This window comes from Fictibacillus halophilus (assembly GCF_016401385.1).
In the GTDB taxonomy this organism is placed as follows: Bacteria; Bacillota; Bacilli; order Bacillales; family Fictibacillaceae; genus Fictibacillus; species Fictibacillus halophilus.
In genome coordinates this window covers 3,181,486-3,199,772 of the sequence record NZ_JAEACF010000001.1, presented here as the reverse complement: position 1 = coordinate 3,199,772, position 18,287 = coordinate 3,181,486, and the positions used below count along the sequence as shown (strand labels likewise).

16 protein-coding genes are annotated in these 18,287 nt (G+C 42.1%); 10 read left to right on the top strand and 6 right to left on the bottom strand.

What is annotated here, in order from left to right:
- The first annotated feature begins 214 nt into the window (after positions 1 to 214).
- Positions 215 to 1,186 carry a phosphate acetyltransferase gene (gene pta / locus I5J82_RS16325; RefSeq protein ID WP_198768728.1) on the top strand — a complete coding sequence of 324 codons (972 nt, stop codon included), beginning with the start codon at positions 215 to 217 and terminating at the stop codon, positions 1,184 to 1,186.
- 242 nt (positions 1,187 to 1,428) lie between these two features.
- Here pta and lipL read toward each other — a convergent pair whose 3' ends face one another.
- Together lipL and I5J82_RS16310 are read right to left on the bottom strand one after the other, a co-directional pair.
- The gene (gene lipL, locus I5J82_RS16315) at positions 1,429 to 2,262 is read right to left on the bottom strand and encodes an octanoyl-[GcvH]:protein N-octanoyltransferase (protein ID WP_198768726.1); all 834 of its coding nucleotides are present in this window, start codon (positions 2,260 to 2,262) and stop codon (positions 1,429 to 1,431) included.
- Positions 2,262 to 3,062 (bottom strand): class I SAM-dependent methyltransferase, encoded by an 801-nt coding sequence (locus I5J82_RS16310; protein WP_198768725.1) that lies wholly within the window; start codon positions 3,060 to 3,062, stop codon positions 2,262 to 2,264. The genes lipL and I5J82_RS16310 overlap by 1 nt, the downstream gene beginning before the upstream one ends.
- 313 nt (positions 3,063 to 3,375) lie before the next feature.
- Here I5J82_RS16310 and I5J82_RS16305 point away from each other — a divergent pair, with 313 nt between their 5' ends.
- Entirely contained in the window at positions 3,376 to 4,659 is a 1,284-nt protein-coding gene (locus I5J82_RS16305; protein WP_198768724.1) for an HD domain-containing protein, read from the top strand.
- Positions 4,660 to 4,936: 277 nt separating this feature from the next.
- On the top strand, positions 4,937 to 5,440 hold the full coding sequence (locus I5J82_RS16300; protein ID WP_198768723.1) for a YwgA family protein: 504 nt from the start codon (positions 4,937 to 4,939) through the stop codon (positions 5,438 to 5,440).
- A 53-nt stretch (positions 5,441 to 5,493) separates the two neighbouring features.
- Here the strand turns inward: I5J82_RS16300 and I5J82_RS16295 are convergent, their stop codons facing one another.
- Positions 5,494 to 5,703, bottom strand: a complete 210-nt coding sequence (locus I5J82_RS16295; protein ID WP_198768722.1) for a hypothetical protein — start codon at positions 5,701 to 5,703, stop codon at positions 5,494 to 5,496.
- A 114-nt stretch (positions 5,704 to 5,817) separates the two neighbouring features.
- Between I5J82_RS16295 and I5J82_RS16290 the strand changes: the two genes are divergently transcribed.
- Positions 5,818 to 6,258 (top strand): immunoglobulin-like domain-containing protein, encoded by a 441-nt coding sequence (locus I5J82_RS16290; protein ID WP_198768721.1) that lies wholly within the window; start codon positions 5,818 to 5,820, stop codon positions 6,256 to 6,258.
- A 207-nt stretch (positions 6,259 to 6,465) separates the two neighbouring features.
- Here I5J82_RS16290 and I5J82_RS16285 read toward each other — a convergent pair whose 3' ends face one another.
- Entirely contained in the window at positions 6,466 to 7,782 is a 1,317-nt protein-coding gene (locus I5J82_RS16285; protein WP_198768720.1) for an NCS2 family permease, read from the bottom strand.
- A 162-nt stretch (positions 7,783 to 7,944) separates the two neighbouring features.
- On the opposite strand from I5J82_RS16285, the gene I5J82_RS16280 reads away from it, so the two are divergent.
- Positions 7,945 to 8,475 carry a YwhD family protein gene (locus tag I5J82_RS16280; RefSeq protein WP_198768719.1) on the top strand — a complete coding sequence of 177 codons (531 nt, stop codon included), beginning with the start codon at positions 7,945 to 7,947 and terminating at the stop codon, positions 8,473 to 8,475.
- Positions 8,476 to 8,842: 367 nt separating this feature from the next.
- Here I5J82_RS16280 and I5J82_RS16275 read toward each other — a convergent pair whose 3' ends face one another.
- Positions 8,843 to 10,906 (bottom strand): transglycosylase domain-containing protein, encoded by a 2,064-nt coding sequence (locus I5J82_RS16275; protein ID WP_198768718.1) that lies wholly within the window; start codon positions 10,904 to 10,906, stop codon positions 8,843 to 8,845.
- A gap of 118 nt (positions 10,907 to 11,024) precedes the next feature.
- Here I5J82_RS16275 and I5J82_RS16270 point away from each other — a divergent pair, with 118 nt between their 5' ends.
- The 5 genes from I5J82_RS16270 to speB all read left to right on the top strand — a co-directional run bounded on the left by I5J82_RS16270 (position 11,025) and on the right by speB (position 17,231).
- The gene (locus tag I5J82_RS16270) at positions 11,025 to 12,311 is read left to right on the top strand and encodes an amidohydrolase (protein WP_198768717.1); all 1,287 of its coding nucleotides are present in this window, start codon (positions 11,025 to 11,027) and stop codon (positions 12,309 to 12,311) included.
- A 144-nt stretch (positions 12,312 to 12,455) separates the two neighbouring features.
- Positions 12,456 to 12,917, top strand: coding sequence for a CarD family transcriptional regulator (locus I5J82_RS16265; protein ID WP_198768716.1), 462 nt, complete (start codon positions 12,456 to 12,458; stop codon positions 12,915 to 12,917).
- 589 nt (positions 12,918 to 13,506) lie between these two features.
- Positions 13,507 to 14,355 carry an alpha/beta fold macrolide esterase gene (gene mle / locus I5J82_RS16260; protein ID WP_198768715.1) on the top strand — a complete coding sequence of 283 codons (849 nt, stop codon included), beginning with the start codon at positions 13,507 to 13,509 and terminating at the stop codon, positions 14,353 to 14,355.
- Between the two features lie 850 nt (positions 14,356 to 15,205).
- Positions 15,206 to 16,036 carry a polyamine aminopropyltransferase gene (speE, locus tag I5J82_RS16255; protein WP_198768714.1) on the top strand — a complete coding sequence of 277 codons (831 nt, stop codon included), beginning with the start codon at positions 15,206 to 15,208 and terminating at the stop codon, positions 16,034 to 16,036.
- Positions 16,037 to 16,358: 322 nt separating this feature from the next.
- Positions 16,359 to 17,231, top strand: a complete 873-nt coding sequence (gene speB / locus I5J82_RS16250; RefSeq protein WP_066399100.1) for an agmatinase — start codon at positions 16,359 to 16,361, stop codon at positions 17,229 to 17,231.
- Between the two features lie 297 nt (positions 17,232 to 17,528).
- On the opposite strand, the gene I5J82_RS16245 is transcribed toward speB, so the two are convergent.
- Positions 17,529 to 18,152, bottom strand: coding sequence for an AmiS/UreI family transporter (locus tag I5J82_RS16245; RefSeq protein WP_198768713.1), 624 nt, complete (start codon positions 18,150 to 18,152; stop codon positions 17,529 to 17,531).
- Between the last annotated feature and the right edge of the window lie 135 nt (positions 18,153 to 18,287).

Genomic DNA, 18,287 nt, shown 5'->3' with positions numbered 1-18,287 from the left:
CAAAATTTTTCAAACAATTTTACGATAGATATTAGGAAAAGATTCATTTTCCAAAAAATAAATTTCATAGACGTAAAAAAATTCTAAATATAAGAACTTCTTTTATCAAGCGCTTACAACTGCATGGATAGGTTTAAAAGGTGTTAAAAAAGGAGTACCCTAATAGTGAGTGCAAAAAAAGTACAGTTTATATAGAAAAATAGGAGGCTAAATCATGAGTGATCTTTTTATAGATTTAAAGAGTAAAGTCCAGTCCGCAAACCCAACCATCGTTTTTCCTGAAGGAACGGATGAAAGAATTCTAGAGGCGGCGAGCCGTCTAGCATCTGAAAAAGTTCTACAACCGATTTTAATAGGAAATCCTGCTGATGTAACAGCAAAAGCACAATCTGGTGGATTTTCACTTGATGGAGTAGAAGTATTAAACCCTTCTGAATATGGTGAGTTCGATGCATTGGTTGATGCGTTAGTTGAACGCCGTAAAGGAAAAACAACAGAAGAACAAGCGCGCAAAATTCTATTAGATGAGAACTATTTCGGAACGATGCTTGTTTACACGGGGAAGGCTCACGGACTTGTAAGTGGTGCCGCACATTCTACTGCTGATACCGTTCGTCCGGCTCTACAGATCATTAAAACAAAAGAAGGCGTGAAGAAGACTTCTGGTGCGTTCATCATGGTTCGTGACGATGAGAAGTATGTGTTCGCTGATTGTGCAATCAACATTTCGCCTAACAGCCAAGATCTAGCTGAATCTGCTATGGTTTCTGCTGAAACGGCACGTGTTTTCGGTATCGACCCGAAGGTTGCACTTCTTTCTTTCTCTACAAAAGGATCAGCGGTTTCACCTGAGACAGAAAAAGTAGTAGAAGCGTTGGATGTATTAAAGGGAATGAACCCAGACTTCCCGTACGACGGAGAGCTTCAGTTCGACGCAGCATTCGTACCATCAGTTGCAGCGAAAAAAGCACCAGAATCACCAATTAAAGGGGAAGCGAACGTATTTATCTTCCCAAGCCTTGAAACAGGAAACATCGGATACAAGATGGTTCAACGTCTTGGCGGATTTGAAGCGATCGGACCGATCCTTCAAGGATTGAACATGCCTGTAAACGATCTATCTCGCGGATGTAACGCAGAAGATGTATACAAATTAGCATTGATCACGGCGATGCAAGCTCTGTAAGTTCATAAATAAGTTGAAGCCAGCTCTTTGCAGCTGGCTTTTTTTGTATGGAAAATGGAAGCCATGGTGGTGGAGCTGCAGCTGCAGCTAAAAATACACCATTACATAAAAATGGAGTCACATCACATAAAAAAGAGCAGGCATCACATAAAAATTACGGGTTATCACATAAAAATTGCCACTCATCATATAAAAATAAATTTCAACACATAACCTGTACACTCCAAAAAGACACCATCACCCTACAGTGACAGTGCCTTCTCATTACGATCCCACATTCGCTTAATATTCCCAGGAAGCAGCTCGCTTTCCTCGACCGTAAGCTGGCCGCTGTAAAATAGCTTGCTGTTTTTGTGAAGCACTCGTAATAATGAAGCGTGTATATCTGCCACGGTTAATGGGCGTCCTAATAGTTCAGCTAAACTAGCCATCACATCAGGCTTGATCTCTGGATATTGAAACTTTGTATCCTCACCAGCCAAACCTCGTTTATAAAACTCTCCGATCACCGCCGCGCGCTCTGAACCGCTGCCGTCCACGCATAAGTAAATCTGTACCGCAACACCGCCGCGCATACGCCGCTGAGAGATTCCCGCAAACTTTTTGCCGCCGATACTCAGGTCATAACTTCCCGGGCAATAAGAGCCGACGATCTCATACGCTTCAAACTTCGCGTTATACGGTGCAAGAAGCTCTTCCACAAGTGCTGTCATCGTGTCGTACCCTTGATTAATATCGATCGTTCCCTCTTTTTCAGGAAGAATAAGTGAGATGTTCAACACACCGCTATCGAGCACCACAGCAAGTCCGCCGGAATTCCTTACGATTGCCCGGTATCCTTCTGACTCTAAAAATTCAATCGCCTCTTTAAGGTGAGGAAGACGTGTATCTTGTATACCGAGCACGATCGTGTCGTGATGCACCCATGTACGTGCCGTTGCAGGAGAATCACCGCTGCCGATTGACGTGCAAAGGGTATCATCTGTCGCAAAAGACTGCCGCGCATCAAAAGAGGGACCGAGTGTGGACTGGTCAATCAGCCGCCAGACAGGTTGAGAGAGTAGATGATCTGTCATTAAAATTTCTCCGCCACGATAATGAATGACTTTGGAATGCCGCGGTCGAGTTCGTCTGGGTGTGGTTCCTCTACAAGTTGTTTGATCCAGAGTCCTGCCGAGCCGATCGCGGTAACAATCTCGCCGAGCGTCCATTGGCGGATCTGTACTTGGAACGGTGCACGTTCTTCTGATGTTGCGTACTGCAACTCAGGCAAGAATTTAGAATAAGCCACGTCAGTTGTAACAAGCTCTTCACTAAAATAATTCCCCGAAACTTTATGCTTTCTTACGGCTTGGCTTTTTCCTTGAGACTCTATCAACTTTGTAGAAACAGGGTGGAAGTCTTGCAGGATCAAAGTTCCTCCCTTTTTCAAAAGTCCTGTAACAACGCTGAAGTATTCGTTCAGATCGGCAAAGTAATGCAGAATGCCGTTTTCCATGAATGCCATATCATAATCGCCTGTCATTTCGGATTTTGGCAGATTTAAAATATCTTCTACCACATAGCGGACGTCAACGTTAGCAGCTGCAGCAAGTTCGCTCGCATATGCTGCATTCGAATCAGAGATATCGATCACTGTTGTCTCTGCTCCAAGAAGAGAGAGCGCGACTGCTTTACTGCCGTGTGAACCTAAGAGATTCACGATCTTTTTACCTGAAACTTCACCAATGTACTGATCTAATGGCTGAAGTCTGCGTTTCGGATCTTTTAGAATACGAGAAACTGCTTTCTCAGGCACACCAAAGCGGTTGACCCAGGCTGTATAAGAGCTGTTGCTCCATGCTTGTCCGTTTCTAATTCTTCGATCTTGATCCATGTTTTGTTCCTCCTGAAATCTATATAAAATCTATCATTTCCGTTATAAGCCTTATCTAGTATAACTCAAATGTGAACGGTAAGAAAATGGTGTGAATGTGGCGTCTTTTACCTATAAAAATGGAGTGCGGATAGAAAAAAATAGTGGTTGTTTTCAAAGTTAAGAACACGATACAATAGGGTATATTCTAGTAGTTACAACACGATACTTATACAGAAAATACCTTCTTAGCTAGACGGACCAAGGAAGGGATTTTTCTTTTTTACGAGAATTCTTACCTATAAATGCAGGTGAAGGAGCAGGGAAAAAATCAATGGCTAAACTCATAGGAAAGTTGCACGAAGAGAAAGTATTTAAAGACCCAGTGCATCGCTACATTCACGTGCGCGATGAGCTGATCTGGCGTCTGATCGGTACGCGCGAGTTTCAAAGACTGCGAAGAATTCGGCAGCTTGGGACGACATACTTAACATTTCATGGAGCAGAACATAGCCGTTTTAGCCATTCTCTTGGTGTTTATGAGATTACGAGGCGGATCATTGATATTTTTCAGCAAAAGAAAACATGGGATCCTGAACAGCGTCTGCTCGTTCTATCCGCGGCTCTTCTACATGATGTAGGGCACGGTCCATTCTCACACTCTTTTGAAAAGGTGTTCGGTGTGGATCATGAGGAATTCAGTAGAGACATTATACTAGGCGATACAGAAGTTCATCGTGTCCTTTTGCAGATGGGAGAAGATTTTCCTGTACAAGTAGCAGAAGTGATCGCGAAAACACATAGAGATAAATTAATCGTCAGTCTGATCTCCAGTCAGATTGATGCAGACAGAATGGATTACCTGTTGCGAGACGCTTATTTTACAGGGGTAAGCTACGGTAATTTCGATATCGAGCGAATCCTGCGTGTGATGCGTCCGACTGAAGAGGGCGTCGTCATAAAATCAAGCGGCATGCATGCGGTGGAAGACTATATCATGAGTCGTTACCAAATGTACTGGCAAGTGTATTTTCATCCTGTAACGCGAAGTGCGGAAGTGATCTTAAGTAAAATTTTGCACCGAGCGAAGGAACTGTATGAAACAGGGTATACATTCAAAAGAGAGCTGTCTCATTTTAAAACGCTTTTTGAAGGCAATGTTTCGCTTCACGATTACATTTCGCTCGATGAAGGTGTGATCCATTATTATTTCCAAGGATGGATGGAAGAAGAGGACACAATCTTAAGCGATTTATGTCATCGTTTCATTAATCGAAAATTATTTAAGTATACCGAAATGGTCTCATTTACGGACGGGCACCTGCTGTCGAGTTACTTTACAGAAGCCGGCATCAATCCGAAATATTATTTAGTAGTAGATTCATCGTCAGATCTCCCGTACGATTTTTACCGCCCAGGCGAAAAAGAAGAGCGTCTGCCGATCAACCTATTAAAACCAAATGGCGATATCCGCGAGCTGTCCAGAGAATCAGACGTGGTAGAAGCGATCTCAGGCAAACGCCGAACAGATCACAAACTCTATTATCCCCTCGATCTGATCGAAGCAATTGAAGATAAAACGCTTAAAAGTAAAATTAAAGAGATTTTGAATAGGTAGTGCATTAAACAGTCGATTTGACTATCAGATTCACTTCAAGTTGTTGTTTGTTACTAAAAAGACATCACTGACAAGTTGATTGGAGTGTAAGGTGCGAGACTCCTGTGGGACAGGTGGGCAGGTGAGACACTTAATGGCGCAAAGCGGCAAGTGGCTCACCGCCTGCCCCGCGGAAAGCGAGCACCTGAAACGGAAATCAACCACTTTCAAAAGCAACATTGAATAATCAGAAAGAAAAATAGATAAAAACGAAAAAGGATGTTAGGGGGAACGTACTGTGTTTGAGGATCATTTAAAGGTAGTCACCTTGATTCAAGAAGCCGGAGAAGTCGTCGGTCGGAAAAAGCTTCAAAAGATGGTGTACATCGCAAAAAAGCTAAACTTTCCTTTCCAAGAAAAGTATCAATTTCATTTTTACGGCCCATATTCCGAAGAATTAACACTTAAGATTGAAGAGCTTTGCAACATGGGATACATACATGAAGTGAAAGAAAAGGTGAGCGGCTATTCGCAGTACCGTTATGCCGTGAACGAAGAAGGACAGAATCTTCTTTCCACATATGGTGCGGAAATTGAAAAGCTAGGCAGTTGTGTTCGTTCAATGAACGAGCAGTCATCGAGGTTCTTAGAACTTGTTTCAACCGTAATGTATTTTGAGAAGCTTGAGAAGGACGAGATCAAGGAAAAAGTTCAAACAGTTAAAGCAAAACAAAAGTATACTGAAGAAGAGATGGATGAAGCTTTTAACTATATTGATTCATTAAAAGGCCAAGTTCAATAAAAATAAACCTGTTTAGTTAGCGTGAAGCATGCGCTGATGGACAGGTTTTTTACTTACCATTTAAATTGTAAGGGATGACCATTATTTGCAATACCATAAAAATAAACAAACACGATAAAGATTGTAAATGGAACGATAATACCCAGCAGCGTCATGAAAAAGCCTTTTGCCACACTTTTCTCATAAAGGCGCGTTGCGTAATAGCCGATTCCGAGCCCTGTAAACATGAGCGATAAAATTAATGCAACAAGCCAAATCTTCATGCTAGCGCCTCCTCTATTAACAGCATATCCAGCACATTCTCCTTATAAACCGACAGTTTATCTGAAACTTTTTTCGATGTGGTACGACTAACAGGGTAAAAGGAGGGCTTAGTGATGAAAAACATGAAGCTGATACTAATGGCATGTCTGCTCGTTCTCCTCGCCGCTTGTGGCTCGAAAGCAATGCCAGAAGAGGATAAGAAGAATGGAGCACCTCAAGTTAAGAACGAGATACCAGCTGAAAAAGAGGGTGTACAAGCTGAACTCGCACTCCAAGAAAATAGTGAAGAAGCAAAATTAACGTTGAAAAACTCATCCGATAAAGAAGCTGGTACAGGAACCGCGTATGCACTTGAAAAATGGACAGACGGTAAATGGGAGAAAGTAAACAACGATCAGATGTTTACCGAGCAGATGATCATGGTGAAAGCAGGATCAAACTATGATCAAGCGGTTGATCTAAAAGAACAGGATGCAGGAACGTATCGTGTATCGAAAGAGTTCTTTGTAGATGAAAAGAAGGAAAAAGTAGCCGTTGTGTTTGAGACAAATTAAGAAAAGACCGGTCAGCCCTTTATTGTGAGGGTTGGCCGGTCTTTTTTCTGTGTTATTAATTTTTTGTTCTCTTTATAAAAACTTCGTTGCAAAGTTGATTGTAGCGCAAGGTTGCCTGCCTGCTACATGAGAAGCTTCTCGCAAGGCATGCGACGAGGAAGTTCCCTTCGTTAGAATGAACTTGTAGACGCAGGAGCAGAGAGACGTTTAGTGAGGTAAAAACGCTAATTGATAGAAGAACAATACGGCAAACAAGTAAACCAAGAACGGTACTTCACGATATTTACCTTTTACAATTTTCAAAATCGGATACGAGATGAACCCTAAAGCGATACCTGTTGCGATAGAAGATGTTAATGGCATCGTTAAAATGATTAGAAAGGCTGGGAATGCTTCATCAAGTTCGTTCCATTTGATTTTGCTTAAAGAACCAAGCATCAAGCTTCCGACGATAATCAGTGTTGGTGCTGTAATTGCGGATAATCCAGAGATCGCACCAACAAGTGGTGAGAAGAACGCAGCTGCCACAAATAGGATGGCTACCACCACAGAGGTTAGACCAGAACGACCGCCTGCAGCTACGCCTGAAGATGATTCGATATAAGCACTCGTTGGGCTCGTACCAAACGCTGCACCAACTGTTGTCGCAACGGAATCAGCTAACAGTGCTTGACGTGCACGAGGCATCTTATTGCCTTTCATTAGTCCAGCTTGTTCTGCTACACCAACCATCGTACCAGTAGTATCAAAGATCGTGACAAGCAAGAAGGAGAACACAACAGCATATAATCCATATTGAAACACGTCAGAAAAGGCTGTGATCGGATCACCAAAGATGAAAAGTTCTGATGGTAAGTTTGGTGTAGATACGAAACCTTCTTTAAATTCTAAATGCCCTGTAAAGTAGGCGATTCCACCCGTAATGATCATTCCGAAGAATAATGCACCGTTCACGTTCAGTCCCATCAAGATCAACGTGATAGCAAGTCCACCAAGAGCAAGGAGTACAGTTGGTGAATGCATATCACCTAACGTTACTAAGTTATCTGGGTGGGCAACAATAATTTTAGTAAGACGCAAACCGATGAACGCGATAAATAGTCCAATACCAGCTGTAATACCGTGCTTCAAGTTTGCAGGAATGGATTCGATCAATTTTTCACGAAACGGTGTTAACGATAAGATGACAAAAAGGATACCTGCAACAAACACTGCCCCAAACGCGATACGGTAATCAATATCAGGGTGATTTCCTACAACAGAAAACGCGAAGTAGGCATTCAACCCCATACCTGGAGCAATGGCAATCGGATAGTTGGCCATTAATGCCATCCATAGTGTACCGACTACCGTTGCAATAATCGTTGCAATAAACACGGTGTCAAAAGGGACACCAGCAGAATGCAGGATAATTGGGTTGATTATGACAATGTAGACCATCGTTAGGAATGTAGTGATTCCTGCTAATATTTCTGTTTTGATGGTCGTACCAAGTTCTTTTAGTTTAAAAAATGAAGAAAGCATACGTGAGAACCTCCAAAATACGAACGATTTATAAGTACATGATATATAATATTCGTTTTTAGGGGTAATTTCAACAATTATCTTCAAACTTTCCAACTGAGAGTTTTTCCTGATTTGTGATACAATACGTGTTAACACTGAATGTTTAGAGGAGCTGGAAGTATGAAAGATTTTTTCAATTCCAATGATGCTGATAAAAAGAAAAAAGGAATGGGCTTTACTATCATAAGTGGTGACTCAACAGACGGTCATGGCGGTTATGGTGTTGGAAGTTTGACACTTGATCACGTAACGCCGGTAATCGTAGATGTTGAAGAGTCGATCGCTTATATCGATATGGGAGCGATGCACGCAAGAAGCGACGTTGAAAAACGTATTAAGTTTACTCCGAATCGTGAAGACACGCCTAACCCCCGTCTTTATTGGCTCGTTTGGGTTACGATCAATAGAAAAGCAGAAGGACCGTTTTACTTCGGATTGACGGCATGTGAGATGCAAGTAGATGTTGAAGCACGAAGAGGCTATAAAAGTCTTCCGGAACACGTGAACCGTATGGATAAATCCATGAAGGGTAAAGTGATCGTAGAGGATATGGACGTGAACGCTCGTCGTGTGCTTGGAAACTTCCTTAAAGAACATGATGAAGCGATGTTTAACCGTTCAAGTGACGAAATCAAGTCATTAGTGGAATAAAAATGGCAAAGTTATGAACCTTTTTTGAACATTTTGCAAATAACTTGTGACAAGAAAGCACTTCCATTAATATAGTAGGTAGCATTGTACACACAATGTTTCTAGGACAATAAAGTGCCCGGGGCTCCTGTAGTAGAGCTCCGGGCATTTTATTGTCCTTTTTTGAGTTTAGCGAATGATGCGAGATAGTCGGGATATGTCGAACTGTGTTGATTCGTGGATATTTAGCAAAAACTTTTGGAATACGGCTCGAAACTTATGGATTCAAGCTCAAAACTTATGGATTCAGACCTAAAACTTTTGGATTGAATGCTTCGTCTAGCTGGCTGGCAACGTCTAGCAGCGAGCCGACAAGGTTAACGTCACATCACCAAGAAAAAATCCGCTTGAAGAACCCTTTTTCCTCTTTTTTCTGCTCTAATTTTTCTTTTATTTCACTTGAAGCACCATGTTCATCACAATATTCTACAGGTTCTGTTCCTTTTTCATAATAAGAGATGCGTGTTACCGGACAGCTATCGGTTGCGAGTTTTCCGTTTTGCGGGTTGATCGTTACCGCTGTTACGCCTTCTGGTTGTTCAAACGATAAGATTTCTTTGTTTTTTAATGCACCCTCCATAAAATAAGCCCAGATTCGTTTGGAGTATCCTGTATCGTTCACATCGTGCAGTTCTTCATTGTTATCGTATCCGACCCAAACGCCTGTAACGAGTTGTGGAGAATATCCGACCATCCAGCTGTCATTTGGCGTTGAGCCGGATTTTCCAGCCATCGGACGCGTTAGGTAGTGATTGATGCTTGAACCAGTAACGCTCGTATAATCATTCAATTTTTCATCAAACGTACCAGCTAACAGATCCGTCATAACAAAAGCTTTGTTCTCGTCGATCACTTGTTTGCTTTTATATTCGTGTTCATAGAGAACATTGCCTTTTGAATCGGTGATCTTCGTTATGAAAACCGGCTCTACCTTCTTTCCGCCGTTCGCAAAAACACCGTATGCGTTCGTAAGCTCTAACACGCCAACTGCTTTTGATCCTAATGCGAGTGAAGGAATGCTAGCGAGCTCACTATTTATTCCAAATTTCTTGGCTGTTTTTACGAGCTTCTTAGGACCAAGATAGAGATTCGTTTTTACAGCATAAATATTATCGGACAGAGCGAGCGCCTGAGCCATCGTAATAAAATCATTGGCATAGCGGTTCTTAAAGTTCTTCGGCTTGTAATCACCTATGCCGTCTCCCATCGCGAATGTTGTTGGTTCTGACTTAATGGGAGTAGACGCAGTGTAGCCATGCTCGAGCGCGGTGTAATATAGGAATGGTTTAAATGTTGAACCCGGTGCGCGCTTGGCTTGAAGCGCACGATTAAACGAACTCTGCTCAAAATCTCTGCCGCCAACGAGCGCTTTCACATCTCCGCTTCTAGGGTCCATAGCGACTAACGCTGTTTGGATCGAACTGTTATCAATGATGCGATTTTCAATCGTGTGTTCAGCAACTTCTTGCATATGTGGATCGAGCGTTGTGTAAATACGAAGTCCACCGAACTGTATCGAGTTCGTGTTCACGTTCAGTTCCTTTTTTAAAGCACGCATCACAGCATCCTGAAAGTAAGGTGCGACCGTTGCGAGTTCTTCCTCTTCTTCTCTTACATACGTTAACCGGTCTGATGCTGCTTTTTGGACGGCCGACTTCTTAATCGTTCCATCTTCAGCCATCGCGTTTAAGATGATACCTTGTCTTTTTTTCGCATTCTCTTCATGAAGGATTGGAGAATAATAACTCGGGCCTTTAGGAATCCCAGCTAACATCGTTGCTTCGCCTAGTGAGAGCTCTTCAGCATTTTTGCCAAAATAATAGCGTGATGCGGATTGGATGCCGTAAGAGCCATGGCCGTAATAGATCGTGTTCAAATAACCTTCTAAAATCTCATCCTTTGAATAACTCATCTCTAGACGAAGTGTGTAGAACGCCTCTTGAAACTTTCTACGCCATGTTTTGTCGTGTGTTAAAAAAAGATTACGGGCATACTGCTGCGTGATGGTACTCGCGCCTTGAACTTTTGCGCCAGCTTTAAGGTCAGCGAGTAAGGCTCCGCCAATACGCTTCATATCAAATCCGTTATGTTTATAAAAACTTTTATCTTCAATAGAGATCGTGGCGTTAATTACATTTTTATCGATTTTTTCGAGTGGAACCCAATACCGGTTCTGACCGCCGTTGTTGATCTCACCCATTTTGGAACCGTCTGCTGCGTACATGATGGTCGTTTGTGGAACAAGCAGAGCGGGAGGGCCCATGAGTTTAGCGAGCAGCAAAAGCCCGACAAAGGATAATGCAAAGCATCCAGAGACGATAAGACCCCATTTTTTCATACAGCGTATTTTCTGCTGTTTCGTCGCTTCTTTATAGATCTGCCAAAACTTCATAATCCGCCCTCCTTAAAAACTCTCATTTTGTTATCTAGTATGGTGAAAAAAGACGCACCTTAAACGTGAAAGGAGAATGAAGTGCTATAATGGCTGTGAGAAAGAGGAGGTTCGAAACATGCTTATACAAAACATTCAATATATGACGACTTCGGCAGATGGAAAATGGGTTGTTAACACGGGAGACATCCTTATAAAAGATAATAGAATTGATTCAATAGGAAACTTTGAATGCGATGAATCGGTTGAAAAGCTCGACGGAAAAGGGATGCTGGCGCTGCCGGGCCTTGTAAACGGACATCAGCACACACCGATGTCTCTGTTGCGCTGCTATAGTGATGATGTGACATTGATGACTTGGCTCAATAAAAAGATGCTTCCGCTAGAGATGAAGATGAACGATGAAGATCGCTATTGGGGTGCCCTTCTTTCTATGGCTGAAATGATCAAGAGTGGAACAACCTCATACGCTGATATGTACATAGGGATTGATACGATTGGGGAAGCGGCTGTAGAATCGGGAATTCGTTCCGTCATAGCGCGTGGACTAATCGCGATGGACTCGGATTATGAAGGTCGGTTGAAGGAAGCGGCAGATGTGGTGGACCGCTGGCACGGAAAAGGAAACGGTCGAATCACAACGATGATCGCGCCGCATTCACCGTATATGTGTCCACCTGATTTTTTGAGTGCAGCTGTAAACCTTTCAAAAGAAAAGAACGTTCCGCTTCATATTCATTTAGCAGAAACGAAAGACGAAGAGAAGATGATTCAAGACAAGCATGGGCTGAGACCGGTTGAATATTTAAAACAAGCAGGGGTGTTCGACCGTCACGTGCTGCTCGCACATGGTGTTCATTTTAACGATGCAGATTATGAGACACTTAAGACAATACAGGGCGGAATCATTCATAATCCGGTAAGTAACGCGAAGCTTGGATGCGGAATTAGTGATGTGAAACGTTTGATGGATAGCGGTGTGAAGGTTGGTCTAGGAACGGATGGACCAGCGAGTGCTAGTTCTCTTGATCTGTTCTTAGAAATGAAAGCTGCTAGCTGGTTTCAAAAATTGAAGTACGAAGAAGCGGCGGTTCTCAGTGCGCATGATGTGTTATCGATGGCGACACAGAACGGTGCTGACATACTTGGAATCGGGGATGAGGTTGGATCCTTAACGGTCGGTAAAAAGGCAGATCTTATATTGATGGACATGAACAAGCTTCATCTGACGCCAAGTCATGAACCGGCTAATCTTCTTGTGTATTCCGCAACGGGACAAGACGTGGATACGGTAATCATCGATGGCAAAATCGTTATGCGTGGCCGCGAGTTGAAGACGATTGATGAAGAAAAAGTAATAGCAAACGCTAAAGAACGAACGAAAGAGCTCTTAGGACGATTGTGAGTAGAAAGGCGCCTCAAATTTGAGGTGCTTTTTTGTTATAAAAATGATTGACACCAAAAATAAAATCATGATATTATAAAATATTTGATTAAATTAGAGGGGTGTGGTACTCTTAGAAGGTTAGCAAATCTGGAGGTGGAGTATTTGTTTCAAATTGGCGATAACATTGTGTACCCAATGCATGGAGTAGGCGTAATTGAAGCCATAGAAGAAAAAGAATTCCCCGACGAAAAACAACAGTATTATGTTATAAAAATGTCAGTCAGCAACATGCAAGTTATGATTCCAGCGTGTAAGATTATGAATTCTAAGATACGCCCTGTTACAGAACTATTAGCATTAAAGCAGATTATGCACGATTTTCACAATGGAGAATCTGAAACATTACTAACGTGGAAAGAAAGATACAAAGTAAATTCAGATAAGCTAAAAACGGGTGAAATACGTGATGGTGCCGAAGTTGTACGTGATTTGATGCGTATGAAGAAAGAAAAAACACTGAATGCAAGCGAAAAAAAGATGTTGGAAAGTGCATATGGATTTTTACTCAGTGAACTTGAAGTAATCAAAGGAATCACTGAAACCCAGATTAAAAGTTTCTGTTAAGGTTTAATGGCATGGTATGAGGGCTTGAAACGGATCTCATTCATAGTCGTTACAGAGACAACACACTTCTTAAACTTACTTAGTTTAACCTCTTTAATTTCTACAACCATCTAATCCTTAATTTTGATTTTACTTTCCTCTATAACCTTATGAAGTTTTTCAAATATATTCTATTCAATAATCACTTGATCGTAGTAATACTGATTCACACTGGCACGGACAAGGAGCCGTAAGGATGGAAGAGAGGTAGGGCTTCCATTGTTTTAGGTATACCTCAGTGACTATTTTTTAGAAGATTTACTTATCCACCTCCACTAATACTGTTAATTGAATGTAAAATGAGAAAAGCAGCCGAGAGTGGATAACGCGGGTTGCTTTTTTTATTTCTGTTAAAATGTTCAGAAAATTATGTTAAAATGAATAGGGTTTTATTACCGCTAATTAAATAAAAGAAGGAGGCCGACACGTCATGATCATTAAATGGATCAAACTTCGTTAATGACAAGTGCAGGCCAAGATGACTCCGTTGAGTACTTATTGCTCTGCGCTTTACACAAGGCAAAAAAATAAAATCACGGAGGAAAAAAGAATGAAACAACAACTTTTACAAACAAATCAGGTGGATATCCATACAGAAAGCTTCGGTAAGCCTAGTGATCCTGCTGTTCTACTTATCATGGGAGCGATGTCTTCGCTCGATTGGTGGGATACAGAGTTTTGTGAGCGTTTAGCAGCAGCCGGGAGATATGTGATTCGGTATGACCATCGTGATCTCGGTCAATCCGTGGTCTATGAACCTGGCACTTCGAACTATACGATTGCTGACCTGGCTGATGATGCGTTTGGAATTCTAGATGCCTATTCCATAGAGAAAGTGAATATCATGGGAATGTCTCTTGGTGGAATGATCGGACAGATTATGGCGATCAAGAATCCTGAACGTATACTAAGCCTCACGATCCTGGCGTCCAGTGTTTTCGGAACAGAACAAGCGGAGCTGCCTCAGATGGATCAGAAAATTTTAGATTTCCATGGAAAAAGTGCTTCGATTGATTGGACTGATCGAGAAGAGGCTGTGGCTTATCTAGCAGACGGATGGGCAGTTCTTTCAGGATCTAAGCCTTTTGAAAAGAAAAGAATGTACGCTTTAGCAGAAAGAGAATACACGCGCGCCAAACAGATTCAAAGCCGATTTAACTATATGTATCTAGGTGGCGGTGAAGAGTATTTAGATCGTATGAATGAAATTGCAGTTCCGACAATTATCCTTCACGGAACAGAAGATCGGGCACTTCCGTTTGAACACGGTCAAGCGCTTGCGAGAGCGATTCCGCATGCTGAACTCGTCACACTCGAGGGCACGGGGCATGAGCTGCATACAGAGGATTGGGATATCATTATAGATTCGATTGTAAGAAATAGCTCTATAGGAAATTAAAAGTCGAGGAAGCCATGAACAACGGTTGGATGTTCATGGCTTTTTTTAGATTCTCCGAGTTCCAAGCATTTTGGTAAGAGGGGTATAATGCTGGGTGTTTAGAGTCGGATTTTGTCAACTCGCCGATATATGATCAAAACTCGCCGGAATAATTCGGAAATTTCTAGGATTAAGGCCTCAATTTCCTGAATTAGAGGCGTTAATACCCCGCCTGGTATAAGGTTAGATCACTTATAAGAGTAAGTGCTGCTCTATTTTTGTTCCTTATTATCCGTTTTTTTTAGAAACTCCACGAAAAAGAAATCGTCCGTGTACGAAACACGGACGAATGGGGCGCCAGAAGGGACACACGAGTCGGTAAAGCGAGGCCGGATTTTCTAAGACGAAAAGCCGGTGCTTTTACACGTGTGACAGAGGCCTATTTATTTTTAGACGTAAGGACAGTAACGATAAGCGAGCTGAAAGCGACCGCGAACATCAACGCCTCAAAGATCGTCAGAGGCATCACCCCCCTTAACTGTAAGCTGCGGATACCCGCAAGATGTCCAGCTTCAGTTTAAAAAAGGGAATGCGCCGACCGTCTGTCCTTCTGAACGCTATCTTCATTATACCACTTAAGTAGTCAGAATAGTCAGCCGAAAGAAACAGGGTAATCGACTCATTTTTAGTGGATATCGATTAGGAATACAGAATTGTGGTATGGATAAGAAGTGGTTATTTGAAAATAGCTGCATTCTTACAAAAATTGAATTGGAATCTTAGGTCCCAGAATGCTATAATCATTTTGTTTGTAAAATCTCGAAACAACGATGCCTGGCATTTCAAAATATATAGTAGGAGTGAGACCAACATGAGTATTTGGTTTACTGAAAAACAAACGGAAAATTTCGGAATTACGATGAAAATTAACAAAACGTACGTATCTGAGCAAACAGAATTTCAAAAGCTAGATATGGTTGAAACAGAAGAGTTCGGAAACATGCTGATTCTAGATGGCATGGTTATGACAACGCAAAAAGACGAGTTCGTTTACCACGAGATGGTAGCACACGTACCTCTTTTCACACACCCTAACCCGAAGAACGTTCTAGTTGTAGGTGGAGGAGACGGTGGAGTAATTCGTGAAGTCCTTAAGCACCCATCTGTTGAAAAAGCAGTTCTTGTTGAGATCGATGGAAAAGTAATCGAGTATTCTAAGCAATACCTGCCTGAAATCGCTGGGGACCTAGAGAACCCACGCGTTGAAGTAAAAGTAGATGACGGATTCATGCACATCGCAACAAGCAATAACGAGTATGATGTTATCATGGTTGACTCAACTGAGCCGGTTGGACCAGCTGCTAAGCTTTTTGAAAAAGGCTTCTATGAAGGAATCTCTAAAGCACTTAAAGAAGACGGAATCTTTGTTGCACAAACGGACAACCCTTGGTTCACGCCTGAGTTGATCTCTCAAGTATTCAGCGATGTAAGTGAGATCTTCCCGATCACGCGTCTTTACACAGCGAACATCCCAACTTACCCAAGCGGACTTTGGACGTTCACGATCGGATCTAAGAAACACGATCCGCTAGAAGTACCAGCTGATCGTTTCCACGATATCGAAACAAAGTATTGGACACCACAACTTCACACAGCTTCATTCGCGTTGCCGAAGTTTGTGAGTGACTTGATTAAAAAATAATCCTGAATTACTTATGCTTTGTTGCTTTAGAAAGTAGTTGATTTCCGTTTCAGGTGCTTCGCTTTCCGCGAGGCAGGCGGTGAGCCACATTCGCAACGTTTCACTCTTAAGTGTCTCACCTGCCCGCCTGTCCCGCAGGAGTCTCGCACCTTACACTACAATCAACCTTTCAGTGAGGTTTCCTTTTGGAAAGTGAGAGCAAAAGTAACCGATCATCTGTTAGAAAATATCAGTGATTAAAATATAAAAATGGGGGCCGTCAAAAGTGAGTTGTACCTTGCTTTCGCGACGGTCCTGTATTTTACATAAGGAGTGTAAAATCATGCGTTTTGATGAAGCTTATTCTGGAAATGTATTTATTTTAAGTAAGCCTGACTATAAGACGGCTGATGCTGTTCTTTATGGCATGCCGATGGATTGGACGGTTTCCTTCCGTCCGGGTAGCCGTTTTGGCCCTGCTCGTATTCGTGAGGCATCTCTTGGCCTTGAAGAGTACAGCCCATACATGGACAAGCACCTTGAAGAAGTGAACTATTTTGATGCGGGAGACATTCCGTTACCGTTCGGAAATCCTCAGCGTTCTCTTGATATGATTGAAGAGTACGTATCAACGTTACTCGCTGACAACAAGTTTCCGCTTGGAATGGGTGGAGAGCACCTTGTGACTTGGCCGGTTTTTAAAGCGTTGAAGCAAAAATATGATGACTATGTGGTTATTCATATTGATGCACATGCTGACCTTCGTGAGCAGTATGAAGGTGAGGTCCTTTCTCACTCTACACCGATTCGTAAAGTTTGTGATCTGATCGGAGCAGAAAACGTGTATTCGTTTGGAATCCGTTCAGGTATGCGTGAAGAGTTTGAATTTGCAAAAACAAGCGGCATGCACATGTACAAGTTCGATGTAGCTGAGCCGTTAAAAGAAGTTCTTCCAACATTAAAGGGACGTAACGTGTACGTTACGATCGATATTGATGTGTTAGATCCATCTGCAGCTCCTGGAACAGGAACAGCAGAAGCAGGCGGAATCACGTCTAAAGAGCTTCTTGAAGCGATTCAATTGATCGCAAAAGCGGACATTAACGTAATCGGAGCAGACTTAGTAGAAGTAGCTCCAGTTTATGACCACTCTGAGCAAACACCGATCGCAGCTAGCAAGTTTCTTCGTGAAATTTTGTTAGGCTGGGTAAAATAATTAAGATGTAACCCCTGTTTGAATGCTGTTGTTTGCAGCCGCCGAACAGGGGTTTTTTGTTTGGTGTGACTGTTGAGAGAATGTCGAGCTGTGTCGAATTGCCTTTATTTTGTGAATTAGACTTAATTGGTATGGATTTAGACTTAATTTTTTCTAATTAGACTTAATAGAACCATACTCCGACTTAATTACTCATCAAAACGACTTAATTGCCATCCGCCACCCTCATCACACAACGTCTAGCACACCTCACCAAATAAGAAAAACCGGCCTCGATACATCGAGACCGGCTTGCACTTAAGCTAATTCTTCAACTAATTTTTCTTTTTTGATCGATTTTGCAAACAAAATCGCTTCTACTACAAAATAAACCATTGATCCGATGCATACATACGTCCAGATTTCTTGAAGCTTAGCGTTTTGCCACAGATCGAGCAGCATGAATAGAGAAGGTAGCGTTAACGTCACCCATGACTGAACGAAAGCGACTCTTCCGATATAATTTTCGTACGGTTTTTTAAGTGCGGACGATAAGAAGAACAGAAACCAAAGGAACGCCCACAGCACCCACGTTAGAGCGTTGACAATGTCATTTTCTTGAACGTAAAACACAAGTGCGTAAACGATGGCCATCATCGATACCCATAGGGAGTACCATCCGAGCCCGCTGGAATCGAACCCTTTTAAGATCGTTACTCCTAGATAAAGGTACGTGAATCCAAACAAGAAGACAGCGCCGTTGTTGAACATCGACCAGTTCGATCCATCAGACGTAATAATGAGATAGATCGGCGTGATAACTTGAAGTAATCCGACTAATATATTGAAAAACGCGACACTTTTTTCTTCAGCTTTTCCAAGCAACATTAAACTGTTTAAGAATAAAGCTCCACCTGAAAACAGCAATCCTATAGCACCCATTTTATTCCCTCATTACTTTTTATAAATTCGTTATAGAGGTCAGACCTCTTACATTAATCAAATATAGTAAATTCTTAAGTGTAAAGCAATGGAAATCTTAAGAAAAATAGTAGGATGGAACTGACTTCAGCTGTT

Coding starts and splice junctions, on each gene's coding strand:
- pta (WP_198768728.1), top strand. CDS start 215: ATGAGTGATCTTTTTATAGATTTAAAGAGTAAAGTCCAGTCCGCAAAC.
- lipL (WP_198768726.1), bottom strand. CDS start 2,262: ATGACAGATCATCTACTCTCTCAACCTGTCTGGCGGCTGATTGACCAG.
- I5J82_RS16310 (WP_198768725.1), bottom strand. CDS start 3,062: ATGGATCAAGATCGAAGAATTAGAAACGGACAAGCATGGAGCAACAGC.
- I5J82_RS16305 (WP_198768724.1), top strand. CDS start 3,376: ATGGCTAAACTCATAGGAAAGTTGCACGAAGAGAAAGTATTTAAAGAC.
- I5J82_RS16295 (WP_198768722.1), bottom strand. CDS start 5,703: ATGAAGATTTGGCTTGTTGCATTAATTTTATCGCTCATGTTTACAGGG.
- I5J82_RS16290 (WP_198768721.1), top strand. CDS start 5,818: ATGAAAAACATGAAGCTGATACTAATGGCATGTCTGCTCGTTCTCCTC.
- I5J82_RS16285 (WP_198768720.1), bottom strand. CDS start 7,782: ATGCTTTCTTCATTTTTTAAACTAAAAGAACTTGGTACGACCATCAAA.
- I5J82_RS16280 (WP_198768719.1), top strand. CDS start 7,945: ATGAAAGATTTTTTCAATTCCAATGATGCTGATAAAAAGAAAAAAGGA.
- I5J82_RS16275 (WP_198768718.1), bottom strand. CDS start 10,906: ATGAAGTTTTGGCAGATCTATAAAGAAGCGACGAAACAGCAGAAAATA.
- I5J82_RS16270 (WP_198768717.1), top strand. CDS start 11,025: ATGCTTATACAAAACATTCAATATATGACGACTTCGGCAGATGGAAAA.
- mle (WP_198768715.1), top strand. CDS start 13,507: ATGAAACAACAACTTTTACAAACAAATCAGGTGGATATCCATACAGAA.
- speE (WP_198768714.1), top strand. CDS start 15,206: ATGAGTATTTGGTTTACTGAAAAACAAACGGAAAATTTCGGAATTACG.
- speB (WP_066399100.1), top strand. CDS start 16,359: ATGCGTTTTGATGAAGCTTATTCTGGAAATGTATTTATTTTAAGTAAG.
- I5J82_RS16245 (WP_198768713.1), bottom strand. CDS start 18,152: ATGGGTGCTATAGGATTGCTGTTTTCAGGTGGAGCTTTATTCTTAAAC.